10 protein-coding genes are annotated in these 12348 nt (G+C 58.9%); 9 read left to right on the forward strand and 1 reads right to left on the reverse strand.

Annotation, left to right across the window (positions count from 1 at the left end; genetic code table 11):
* Window positions 1-318 precede the first annotated feature (318 nt).
* Window positions 319-1767, forward strand: coding sequence for an aspartate ammonia-lyase (gene aspA, locus HMPREF2847_RS08215; protein WP_070852093.1), 1449 nt, complete (start codon window positions 319-321; stop codon window positions 1765-1767).
* 39 nt (window positions 1768-1806) lie between these two features.
* A complete protein-coding gene (locus HMPREF2847_RS08220; protein WP_070628550.1) occupies window positions 1807-3120 on the forward strand; it encodes an anaerobic C4-dicarboxylate transporter in 1314 nt (437 codons plus the stop codon).
* A 209-nt stretch (window positions 3121-3329) separates the two neighbouring features.
* Here the strand turns inward: HMPREF2847_RS08220 and HMPREF2847_RS08225 are convergent, their stop codons facing one another.
* A complete protein-coding gene (locus HMPREF2847_RS08225; RefSeq protein ID WP_070601429.1) occupies window positions 3330-4217 on the reverse strand; it encodes a RecB family exonuclease in 888 nt (295 codons plus the stop codon).
* A 106-nt stretch (window positions 4218-4323) separates the two neighbouring features.
* Here HMPREF2847_RS08225 and HMPREF2847_RS08230 point away from each other — a divergent pair, with 106 nt between their 5' ends.
* The 7 genes from HMPREF2847_RS08230 (at window position 4324) to HMPREF2847_RS08260 (ending at window position 12303) form a co-directional block, all read left to right on the forward strand.
* Window positions 4324-5166, forward strand: a complete 843-nt coding sequence (locus HMPREF2847_RS08230) for a tRNA (adenine-N1)-methyltransferase (protein WP_070831940.1) — start codon at window positions 4324-4326, stop codon at window positions 5164-5166.
* 109 nt (window positions 5167-5275) lie between these two features.
* Complete coding sequence (gene arc / locus HMPREF2847_RS08235; RefSeq protein ID WP_246821991.1) at window positions 5276-6853, forward strand: proteasome ATPase; 1578 nt, start codon at window positions 5276-5278, stop codon at window positions 6851-6853.
* Entirely contained in the window at window positions 6846-8447 is a 1602-nt protein-coding gene (gene dop / locus HMPREF2847_RS08240; RefSeq protein ID WP_083327348.1) for a depupylase/deamidase Dop, read from the forward strand. Before arc ends, dop begins: the two co-directional genes overlap by 8 nt.
* Window positions 8448-8511: 64 nt before the next feature.
* Window positions 8512-8706 (forward strand): ubiquitin-like protein Pup, encoded by a 195-nt coding sequence (locus HMPREF2847_RS08245; RefSeq protein WP_005510795.1) that lies wholly within the window; start codon window positions 8512-8514, stop codon window positions 8704-8706.
* Between the two features lie 3 nt (window positions 8707-8709).
* On the forward strand, window positions 8710-10200 hold the full coding sequence (gene pafA, locus HMPREF2847_RS08250; protein WP_070852095.1) for a Pup--protein ligase: 1491 nt from the start codon (window positions 8710-8712) through the stop codon (window positions 10198-10200).
* Between the two features lie 43 nt (window positions 10201-10243).
* Window positions 10244-11272: a helix-turn-helix transcriptional regulator gene (locus HMPREF2847_RS08255; protein WP_070852096.1), complete on the forward strand. Its 1029-nt coding sequence runs from the start codon at window positions 10244-10246 to the stop codon at window positions 11270-11272.
* Window positions 11272-12303, forward strand: a complete 1032-nt coding sequence (locus tag HMPREF2847_RS08260) for a helix-turn-helix transcriptional regulator (RefSeq protein ID WP_070852097.1) — start codon at window positions 11272-11274, stop codon at window positions 12301-12303. Before HMPREF2847_RS08255 ends, HMPREF2847_RS08260 begins: the two co-directional genes overlap by 1 nt.
* Window positions 12304-12348: the final 45 nt, after the last annotated feature.

Consider the following 12348-nt stretch of genomic DNA (forward strand, 5'->3'; position numbering starts at 1 on the left):
CCCATTATCGGGGACACTCACAAGGTAACGGGGGAGGACCAACCATCTCGAGCGGGGACGCCACCTCGAGCGGGGGCACCATCTCACGCCGGGAGCTGTCCACTGCATTTTCACATCCACCTACCTCGACGTAGGTAGTAGGCTTAGCACTAAGCGTGCGCACGGCGTTAGCCGTACTGACATAGTCCCCTTATGCCGGAAAAGCGGCAGCTGCGCCAGCGCTGTAGTTTTGACGGTGTAACCAAGCAGCACCACGAATTGTGGTTCACACGAATTGTGGTTCATAAGACTGCGCCTACGAGAAGGGATCATGTCCATATGTCCGCAACGCGTACCGAGGTCGACTTGCTTGGATCGATGGAGGTTCCGGCAGAGGCTTACTACGGCATCCACACCCTGCGCGCAATCGACAACTACCAAATCTCAGGCAAGACCATCAACGATGTGCCCGAATTCATTCGTGGCATGGTGATGGTGAAGAAGGCCACGGCCATTGCCAACCAGCGCGTCCACACGCTGCCCAGCGATGTTGCAGACATCATCGTCGCCGCATGTGATGAAATCCTGGAAAAGGGACGCTGCATGGATCAGTTTCCAATCGATGTCTTCCAGGGTGGAGCTGGCACCAGTCTCAACATGAACACCAACGAGGTCATCGCTAACCTCGCTCTGGAACTGCTCGGTCTGGAAAAGGGCCGATACGACGTCATTCACCCCAACGATGATGTCAACCAGTGCCAGTCAACCAACGACGCCTACCCAACGGGTTTCCGTCTTGCTATCCACATGTCGCTGCTGAGCCTGCAGAAGCACTTCGATTCCCTGGTTGAGGCCCTACATGCTAAGGGTGATGAATTCAACGACATCATCACAATGGGCCGCACGCAGCTGCAGGACGCCGTTCCCATGACCCTGGGACAGGTTTTCCACGCATTTGCCCACAACCTTGAGGAAGAGCAGGAGTCCATCGCAACTGCGTCGGCACGCCTGCTGCAAATCAACCTGGGAGCAACCGCTATCGGTACCGGTGTGAATGCGCCGGCGGGCTACCGCGAGGCCGTGACCCAGGCGCTGCGTGAGGTCAGTGGCTTCAAGGTGACCTCTGCGAAGGACCTAATTGAAGCCACCAGCGATACCGGCGCCTACGTCAGCGTGCATGCATGCCTGAAGCGCGCAGCCATGAAGATCTCCAAGATGTGCAACGACCTGCGCCTCCTGGCATCGGGTCCCCGAGCCGGACTGAATGAAATCAACCTGCCGGAGCGCGCCGCTGGCTCCTCGATTATGCCGGCAAAGGTCAACCCGGTAATTCCGGAGGTCGCGAACCAGGCCTGCTTCAAGGTCTTCGGCAACGACGTGACTCTGACCTGGGCAGCCGAGGCCGGTCAGTTGCAGCTAAACGTGATGGAGCCTGTCATCGGCGCATGTCTCTTCGAGTCGATTGAACTACTGCGCAGCGCCACCGACACTCTGCGCGACAAATGCATTACCGGCATCACCGCTAACCCGGAAGTGTGCCGCGGCTATGTGGAAAACTCCATCGGTATCGTGACCTACCTGAATCCGGTCATTGGCCATCACGAGGGCGATATGGTCGGCAAGGAAGCCGCTCGCACCGGCCGCTCCGTCCGCGACATTGTCCTTGAACGTGAGCTGATGGACGAGAAGGAGCTCAACCACGTCCTGAGCACCGAGAACCTCATGCACCCGGAATATCGGGGTAAGCGCTACGTGGCAGGGGAGTCTCGCCTCGACGATTGGTCCTAAGCGGCAACAAGCCTAACGAGTGACTTTCCGCAGATACACATGTTAGTTGCCGTCCAAATCTTTATCGTTCTAGCAGCGATCCTCCTCGGAGCACGTCTAGGTTCAATTGCTATCGGATTCGCCGGTGGGCTGGGCGTTTTGGCGCTTGGCATCACCGGAGTCCCGGTCACCAAAGATGACATCCCCTTCGATGTCATCGGCATCATTATGTCGGTAATCGCGGCAATTGCCGCTATGCAAAGGGCCGGAGGCATGGACTATCTCGTCCACATTGCCGAACGGTTGTTGCGCAAAAACCCGCGACACATCACCTACTGGGCCCCGGTTGTCACCTACCTGATGACCCTGCTCGCCGGCACCGGCCACACCGCATTTTCCACCCTCCCAGTTATCGCCGAAGTATCCAAGGAAGGAGGCGTTCGCCCGTCCCGCCCGCTGTCCGTGGCGGTCATCGCATCTCAGTTGGCGATTACGGCATCACCCATTTCAGCGGCTGTAGTGCTCATGGCTTCGCTCATGGAACCCCGCGGCGTTGGTTACCTCACACTCCTGGCGATTCTCATTCCTTCGACGTTCCTCGCCATCCTTCCGACCGCCTTTGTCACGAATCACCTAGGCAAAGAGCTTGACGACGATACGGAGTATCAAAGCCGCTTGGAAAAGGGGTTGGTCTCTAAGCCACGTGGCCAGATGAGTGAATACATACCAACCAAGTCGGCCAAGTGGTCGGTGGCGATTTTCCTTCTCTCGATTCTCGCAGTGATGGTCTACGCGACCATCAGCACTGAGCAGGTCGGTCTCATCGCTGATCCCACGCTTCCACGAAACGAGGCGATCATGTCGATCATGTTGACCGCCGCTACCGTTATCGTGCTTGCCTGCAAGCTGGACGCGGCAACGATTTTGAACACCCCAGTGTTTAAATCGGGCATGTCCGCCAGCGTCTGCGTTCTCGGTGTGGCGTGGCTGGGAACCACAATTATCAACCACTACATCGACGACATTAAGACCGCGTCCGGCAGCCTACTGACCACGATGCCGTGGATGCTGGCAATCGTGCTCTTCTTCGCGGCCGCTTTGCTCTACTCGCAGGCGGCCACTGCAAAGGCCATCATGCCCGCTGCGCTCGCGGTGGGAGTTTCTCCCATCACTGCTGTTGCTTCCTTCGCAGCGACTTCCGCGCTATTCGTGCTGCCTACTTACCCGACGCTCCTTGCCGCGGTGGAGATGGACGACACCGGCACCACCCGAATTGGCAAATACGTGTTTAACCACTCGTTTATCATCCCGGGCACCTTATGTATTGCCCTGGCCGTCGCGTTTGGTTTCGCTTTCGGCAGCGTGCTGTTGTAGTGGGGGTCTACCTAAAACACCGCATAGAGAAACTGACTAGGTTTGTGACAAAAACCGAACAGTTAATTTCATTCACCCGTTATAAACCTAATCAGTAACTCTTACTGGCGCCGTTCCCGCCGACGGCGGCACCCGCGAAAGCTAACATCCCTCGAGAGCCACCGCCATCGAGAGCCACCGCCATCGAGAGCCACCGCCATCCGCAACTTTTACTCAGCGCCACCGTCACCGACGGCGCCTGGCCAGCCGGGGTACTCCGGCGTGACCCCGCCGTAGGCAGGGCACATCTCCTGGAAAGAACACCACCCGCAGAGTTTGGACTTCTTCGGCACAAAGTCACCGTTTTCACCGTCGCGCACGATCGCCGACCACAAGTCGGCAATCTCCGCTTGGAAAGCCTCTAATTCTGTCGCGTTGGGGCTCAGCACCAGGTCATCGGCAACCTTCAGGTACATCAACCGCAGCTGTTCCGGGATATGACCGGTGAGTCGCCACCACACCAGCGCATAAAAACGCATCTGGAAAAGTGCTTCATCCTGGAAGCGAGGAGAAGGCTTCTTGCCCGTCTTGTAGTCGACAATGCGGACCTCACCAGTCGGGGCGATATCGACGCGGTCGATAAAACCACGAAGTGGCACCGACAACGGCACGGTCTGATCCGCATCCGGATCAATAACCAGCTGAACGAACTTTTCCATCTCGGCCGCATCGAACCCCATGGGATTTTCCATCATGAAGTAGCCCTTGAGCAGGCCGCGGCATTCGACAAGGAAGTCATAGTAATCACTCTCCGGAACTAGCTCAATCAGTTCCTCGTCCTTTGCACGCATGTCCTCCCAGGTCGGCTTCAGGCGCTTCACCGCCGCTGGGTAAGTGCGTTCTTCACGGGGCCAGGCATGCATCTGTTCGAGCACAGCATGTACCAATGTGCCCTTGACCTGCGCGACGGTCGACGGCTCCGGAATCTTGTCAATCGCACGGAACCGGTACTTCAACGGGCACTGGCGGTAGTCATTAGCTCTCGACGGCGACAGCGCCAACTTAGAGCGGCGGGAAGGCTGAACTGCTGACTTAGAACTTTGGGCATTGTCGGGCATACTAGCCAGGTTAGAGTACTGCCCGGATTTGGCTGCACCCGACACATCCCGCCACGACCAAAACAAAACCCGACCCAACCAAACCCCAAAAGGAGCCCACACACCTATGGCATTAAGCGGACCATTCCAGGTCGGCGACCGAGTCCAGCTGACTGACTCGAAGAATCGCCACTTCACCGTCATCCTCGAGGAGGGTGGCAAGTTCTTCACCCACCGCGGCACCATCCTCCATGACGACCTCATCGGCGCCAAGGAAGGCACCACCGTCACCTCCGGCGAAGGCACGGTCTACCTGGCCATGCGTCACTTGCTGGTCGATTACGTCCTGTCCATGCCGCGCGGCGCTGCGGTGATTTACCCGAAGGATGCCGCACAGATTATCGTCGAGGGCGACATCTTCCCAGGTGCGCGGGTGTTGGAGGCCGGCGCTGGCTCCGGCGCACTCAGCCTCAACCTGCTCCGCGCCATCGGCGCTGACGGGCAGCTTATTTCCTACGAGGTCCGCGAGGACCACATCGAGCACGCCGAACGCAACGTTGTCGACTTCATGGGCCACAAGCCCGACAACTGGGACTTGCGCCTCGGCGATCTCAACGAAGCCTCCGTCGAGTCGCTCGGCGGTCCGGTCGACCGAGTCATTCTGGACATGCTCGCTCCGTGGGAGTGCCTGCACACCGTCTCGAAGGTGCTCCAGCCTGGCGGCGTGCTCATGGTCTATGTTGCCACCGTTCCGCAGCTAATGAAGGTCATGGAAGGCATCCGCGCGCAGAAGTGCTTCACCGAACCACGCGCCTGGGAATCCCTGGTCCGCGACTGGAATGTTCAGGATCTCTCCGTCCGCCCGGCGCACCGTATGCAGGCGCATACCGCGTTCCTGGTGTGGGCACGCAGGCTTGCCGACGGCACGGTGCCTCCGCGTCCACAGCGACGAAATCAAAAGAAGCTGTAAGACCGCCGCTTCGCGCTGGGAGGTGTAGCCGTCGTAAAGCGTGATACGACATACGGTCTAAATCGACCAAGCGACAACAGCGGCGGACCCAATGGGTAATCTGGGGTACATGACAACGCCGTCTGACAAAATCCGTGATCTAGAGCAGAAGAACTACAACCTCGGCATTCGAAATAATCGCCTGGTTGAGCTGTTGCGGGACTCCCGTAACAAGCTAGAGCTACTGCGCCAAGACATGGAGGACATGCTGGAGCCGCCTAGCACGTACGGTATTTTCCTTAAGCCGGGACCGGAGAAGAGCACCGCAGAGGTGTTTACCGGAAACCGCCGGATGCGACTGAGGGTGCAGCCGGAGATTAACGAGCGGGCGCTTCGGCCGGGCGCGCAGGTGCGCCTGAATGAGGGCTCGATAATCGTGGAGGACTGCGGTTATCCGGAAAGCGGCGATATCGCCAATGTTCGTGAGGTGCTGCCGGATCGGGAGCGCATTTTGGCCTCGGATACTCACGGTGAGGAATTCGTGGTGTCTCTGGCTGGGGACTTGTCGCCGAAGCCGGGGGACTCGGTGATGATTGATCGCAAGTCGGGCTATGCGTTTGAGGTCATTCCGAAGTCCGAGGTGGAAAACCTGGTGCTGGAAGAGGTACCGGATGTCACCTACACGGATATCGGTGGTCTGGACAGTCAGATTGAGCAGATTCACGACGCCGTGGAGATGCCGTTCCTGCAGCCCGAACTGTTTGAGCAGTACAACCTGCGTCCGCCGAAGGGTGTGCTGCTCTACGGTCCTCCCGGCAATGGTAAGACGCTGATTGCCAAGGCTGTGGCTAATTCGTTGGCACGCAAGATTGCGCTGTCCCGAGGTAAGACCGAGGCGGAGGCGCAGCGAGCTCAATCGTACTTCTTGAATGTCAAGGGCCCGGAGTTGCTGAACAAGTTCGTGGGCGAGACGGAGCGTCAGATTCGCCTGATATTCGACCGCGCTCGCGACATCGCTGAGGACGGCAAGCCGGTTATTGTCTTTTTCGATGAGATGGACTCGATTTTCCGCACTCGTGGTTCGGGTATCTCCTCGGATATGGAAAACACTGTGGTCCCGCAGCTGCTCAGTGAACTTGACGGTGTAGAGGGGCTGGAAAACGTCATCGTGATTGGTGCCACCAACCGCGAGGAGATGATCGACCCGGCAATTCTGCGCCCGGGACGCCTGGATGTGAAGATCCGCATTGAGCGCCCGAATGAGGCTGCGGCGAAGGATATCTTCCGCAAGTACTTGACCCCGGAGCTGCCGTACAACGCGGCTGAGGTGGAAGCGCGCGATGGGGTGGAGCAAAATGTCGCACACCTCATTGACCAGGTTGTTGAGCGAATGTACGCCAAGACGGAAGAAAATGAGTACGTGCGGATCCGCTATGCAGATGGCACCAGCGAGGTCATGTACTACCGCGATTTCAACTCCGGCGCGATGATTTCCAACATCGTCGACCGCGCGAAGAAGTCCGCCATCAAGTCGGTTATCGCCGGTGGCGAGGCGGGCATTAGCTTGGACCATCTGCTGTCCGCCGTGGCGGAGGAGTTCGCGCAGAACGAGGACCTGCCGAACACCTCGAACCCGGATGAGTGGGCTCGCATCTCCGGTCGTCCCGCGGCGCGCGTTGCCTCGGTCGAGGTGATTCGCCATGGCTAATTCCGCTGCGAAGTCCGCTGCTGACTCTGCTGCAAACCCCGCACAGCCGAGCCGCTTCTTCGGCACCGAAATTGAGTACGGCATTTCCAGCCCGGACAACCCGGATGTCAGCCCAATTCTCACCTCCACGCAGGCCGTGCTGGCTTTCGCGCACGAGCAGGAGGAGGGCCTGTCGGGGCGCATCCGCTGGGACTACGCACCGGAGTCGCCATTGCGCGACAGCCGTGGCTTTGACCTGCGCCGCTACCACCAGCCACCGATTGTGGATCCAAACGCCGTTGGCGCTGCAAACCTGCTGGTGCAGAATGGTGCCCGTTTCTACGTCGACCACGCACACCCGGAATACTCCTCACCGGAGACGGCAACTGCCCGCGAAGCGGTCATCGCTGACCGTGCAGGTGACAAGATTATGCTGCGGGCAGCTCAGCTTGCCGCAGAAGCCACCGATGCCGAAGGCAACCCCGGCCCGGTGCTCAAGCTCTACCGCAACAATGTCGATGGCAAGGGTGCCTCGTATGGCGCCCACGAGAACTACCTTTTCTCCCGGGAAACCGAGTTCGATGACATTGTCGCCGGTCTGACGCCGTTTTTCGTCACCCGCCAGGTGTTCACGGGCGCTGGTCGCGTTGGTCTGGGACAGACGGGACAGGAGTCGGGCTTCCAGATTTCGCAGCGCGCGGACTACATCGAGACTGAAGTCTCACTGGAGACCACTTTGAACCGCGGCATCATCAACACCCGCGATGAACCACACGCCGACTCCGATCGCTTCCGCCGCCTGCACGTCATCATCGGTGATGCCAACATGAGTGAGGTCGCCACCTTCCTCAAGCTGGGCACCACAGGTTTGGTCATTGACGCCATCGAGGACGGCGTGCGTTTCGACGATCTGCAGCTCCGCAACCCCGTCGAGGCGGTCCATAAGGTCTCCCGAGACCTAACCTGCACCGAGAAGCTGCAGCTGGCGGACCATGTCACCTGGATGTCCGCGGTGGAAATGCAGTACGAGTACCTGCGTCGCGTGGAGAGCTACGATCAGCAGGGCGATGTCGTCAAGCTCTGGCGTGAAGTGCTCGACGTGCTTGCCGACGACCCCCGCAAGGCAGCCCACCTGCTGGATTGGGTGGCGAAATACAACCTCATGGAGGGCTTGCGTACCCGCCTGGGCGCGGGCTGGGATCACCCGAAGTTGGCGCTGATTGATATTCAGTACTCGGATATTGATCCGACTCGTGGCCTGTACCATGCGCTGGTACGCCGCGGTTCGATGCGCACGCTCGTGACCGAGGAAGAAGTCAACCGCGCGGTTGAATACGCGCCGGAATCCACGCGTGCGTATGTGCGCGGTGGCATTTTGCGCCGCTTTGGCAAGGATGTCGTCGCGGGCAGTTGGACCAGCTTAGTGGTGGACACTTCGGGGGTGTATCGGCGTACTCGTAACGTGGAGTCGCCTGGAATTACGCTGGCCTACATTACGCTGGATGAAGTTGACCGTTTCACTGCCGCAGATTGCGGTGACATGTTGGAGTCGGCGGAGACAGTGGCCGAGGTGGTCGAGCATCTGCGTACGCTCGGAGCTATCCGCGAGCAATAGGCACGCACAGTGCAGTAATAGAGCAGTAATACTCAAAAGTTTGATTTCTTGAAGGAGCGATATCATGGCTGGTAACACTCAGGTTTTCGGCGGCGGTTCCGGCGGAGGCGACGAGGAAGAGTTCGGCGAGGTCGCTGGCGGCGGTCAGGCACAGGAGCACGTTGCAGCTGCCGACGACCTGTTGGATGAAATTGATGGTCTGCTGGAGAACAACGCCGAGGAGTTCGTGCGTTCGTACGTCCAGAAGGGTGGCCAGTAAGAAGTGACTGACCAGCAGGTACCAGCACAGGCGTTGACCCGACGCATCACCGGCATTGAGACCGAGTTCGGCATCACTCTGACGCTGGATGGCTCGCGTCGCCTGGGGCCGGATGAGATTGCCCGCTACATGTTCCGCCCGGTGATCGCCAAGTACGGGGCGACCAACATTTTCACTCACAATGCTGGTCGTATGTACCTGGATGTCGGTAGCCACCCGGAGTACGCCACCGCTGAGTGCGATTCGGTCTCGCAGCTGGTCGCGTACGACCGCTCGGGCGAGGTCATCCTGAACGAACTCGCCGAAAGGGCTGAAGCAGAGCTTGCTGACGAGGGCATCGGTGGCAAGGTCTACCTGCTGAAGAACAACGTTGATACCGTCGGTAACTCCTACGGTTGTCACGAAAACTACCTGGTTGGACGTGAACTGGGGCTGAAGTCCCTGTCCAAGCTGCTGCTACCTTTCTTGGTTACGCGACAGCTCATTTGCGGGGCGGGGAAGATTTTCCTGCCGTACCCAACCTCGCCGTATCACAACGATCCGATTCAGTACTGCTTCTCGCAGCGCGCGGATCATGTGTGGGAGGGTGTCTCCAGTGCAACGACGCGCTCCCGGCCGATTATTAACACTCGCGATGAGCCACACGCGGACTCCAACCGATTCCGCCGCTTGCACGTCATCGTGGGCGACTCCAACATGAGTGAGACGACGACTGCACTCAAGATTGGCTCCACTCAGTTGGTCCTGGAGATGATTGAAGCCGATGTGAAGTTGCCGGACTTCGAGGTCGCCAACGAAATCAAGTCCATCCGTGCGGTGAGCCGCGATATGACGGGCAAGGCCGAGATTCCACTGCGCAGTGGCGAAACTGCCACCGCGCTGCAGATTCAGCGCGAGTTCCTGGACGCTGCGGCGCAGTGGCTGAAGGTCCGCGAAGAAAACATGGTCAACGAGGACAAGGGCATTGCCGGTGCCGGCACGTCCAACGAGGAAATGGGCCGCATTGTCGAGCTGTGGGGTCGCGCACTGGATGCCGTGGAAACCGGTGACTGGTCTCTCATTGAGCACGACATTGACTGGGCCATTAAGTACTCGCTAATGAAGCGCTACTTGGACCGCGGTCTGACTCTGGAGGACCCCAAACTTCATCAAATCGATTTGGCCTACCACGACATCCGTCCCGGCCGCGGCATCTTCCGCGCGCTGGAAGCCCGTGGCATTGCCTCGCGGTGGATTACCGATGAGCAGGTCGCTGAGGCAGTCCGCACCGCACCGCCGACTACTCGTGCGAAGCTGCGCGGTGATTTCCTCGTTGCAGCTGAAGAATCCAGTTTGAAGACCGTCGTGGACTGGACACACCTGAAGATTTCCGGCGATGATCCCGTCTCCACGATGCTCGGCGACCCCTTTGCCACGGAAAACGATGAGGTCAACGACATGATTGAGATTCTGACAGCTGCGAAGAAGACCTCGGATACGCAGCAGGAAAACTAGTTCCGTCCCAGGAAACCGCCCCAGGAAAAGGAGCCCCACAGTCGTGTCTGTCCCACCTGTATCGGAAAGCCCCGGAACCGCCGCGATCAGTGAGAACCAACGCCAGGTTCAGCTGCTGTTGGCGCTTGCCGACGACACCGGATGGGTAAGCGAGTCGTGGATCTCCAAACATGTCGAGGGTTACTCCCGTGTTTCCGAAGAATCTCGGGCTCGATACTTACGTGCGGACACCGCAGCACTCCTGACCACCGGGGTCCCGGTGGAGGTTTCGTCGTCAAGCACTGGCGATAAGGTCAAGCGCCTGCGTCTGAACAGGCTGCGGTGGCCCCAGCACGACCCCGAGTTCACTGAAGCGGAGGCTTCAGTGGTGTTCCAGGCGGCGAATGCGGCGTTTGGTTCGGAGGAACTGAGTTCGACGGCTGTGGCGGCGTGGCGGAAGCTCGCGTCGTTTGCGCAGCGCAGCGCCATTGCGAAGCCGGATGAGTCGGTGGTGGTAGCCGATGCGGTGGATATGAGTCGGGCGGATTTCAGCACGCTACTGACCGCAATGACTTCGCCGCGGCGGACAGTGGAAATGTGGTACGCCCGCCAGTACGGCGTGGATGATGAACTGCGCACGCTGGAGCCTTGGGGTTTGATTAACCTGCGCGGACGCTTCTATGTGCTGGGTTTTGATCCGCAGCGTGAGGCGGCGCGTATGTTCCGGCTCAGCCGTATCCGCGATGTGTCGGATACGGGAACGTCGGCGACGCAGCCAATGCCCGATGGTGACTTGCAACAGATTGCGGAAGAGATGTTGCACCGCGGTGGGAAGACGTATCAGGCGGTCGTTCGTATTACCCCGAATACCTGCGCTGATGTCGTAATGAAAGCAACAGCGCTGGGGGAGGGCCGCTACGAGCTGCCAGCGGCACCTGTGAGCGAGATTGTGTCCACAGGTTTGAGTTACGCACCGGATTTGATCGTGGAATCACCTGAAGAGGCACGGTCGGAAATTATTGCTCGGTTGGAGCAGGTACTCGCTCGCCATAGCGGATTGAATGGTACGAAGAACACTCTGGAGGGCAACTAATGACAGTGCATGCAGCCCGAGAGCTAGACGCGACTGTCAGCGTCGACGAGTTGTTGGCGGTCGTACCGTATTTTTCCCAGCACCGTTCAATGACAGAGGCCGCAACCGAGCTGGCCATCCCTTTTGCCCGAATTCGGGCAATCGTGGAGCAGATTGCCGATATTGACCAGCCGGGACTCCTCGGAGTGCGGGCTTTTGAAGTTGATTACCGCAACAGCTTTGACGTCCGTATTCGCCCTCATGCAACGGTGCTCAGCCACCCGCGTGCGCTCACAGCCGAAGAGACCGCGACCTTGCTGCTCATCCTGGAAACCATCGAGGACTCCGCAGCCGCCACCTCTTCCGAGGCCGCGCAGACGGCCGCGACAAAGCTCCGCAGTGCCCTGGGAACGAACGTTCCCATCATCGATTCGACCGCCGCAGAGGATGGCAAGGCCTTTGCCTTTGCAGAGCAGATTTACTCCGCGCTGCATCAGCGCAAAGTGCTGAAGGTGCGTTACCGGAATGCCTCAGGGCAGGTTTCAGTCCGTGAACTTGACTGTGTCAACGTTTATACAGTTGAGTCCACAACATACCTCCGCGCCGTCGACCGGGCGCAGGAAGACAGCCATCAGAAGAGTTTCCGTGTCGACCGCCTGGAGGCCGCCGAGGTCCTCGACATTCCCGCCGCTTTCCACCGCCCAGAGCCCGTCGATATCCGTGATCCGCACGCCTTTGGTGCGGAAACGGGGACGTCCGAATGGGCGAGTGTGCTTATCGACGCCGATGCTACGTGGATTGCAGACTATGAACCGGTCTTCTTCACCGAAGATGAGGGAGAAGAAGAGGATACCGAACCGGTCTCTGACCAAGGCTTAAGGCAGTCGGAATTTGCCGCTGACGTGCCCATGTCCGACCTGGCAGCAACAGTCTCCTTTGTGCTCCGCCGTATACCGAGCGTAAAAGTCACTGAGCCCCTAAAATTGAAAAACGCCGTTGTTGCGCGAGCTTCCGAAGCTTTGGCAGAGTATGGTCGAAACGACAAAGCTTAAACTAGAGCTTCTATCGCGCACAATGTGGCAACTTGCCACTTGTAT

It is taken from the genome of Corynebacterium sp. HMSC074C03, assembly GCF_001838285.1.
In the GTDB taxonomy this organism is placed as follows: Bacteria; Actinomycetota; Actinomycetes; order Mycobacteriales; family Mycobacteriaceae; genus Corynebacterium; species Corynebacterium amycolatum.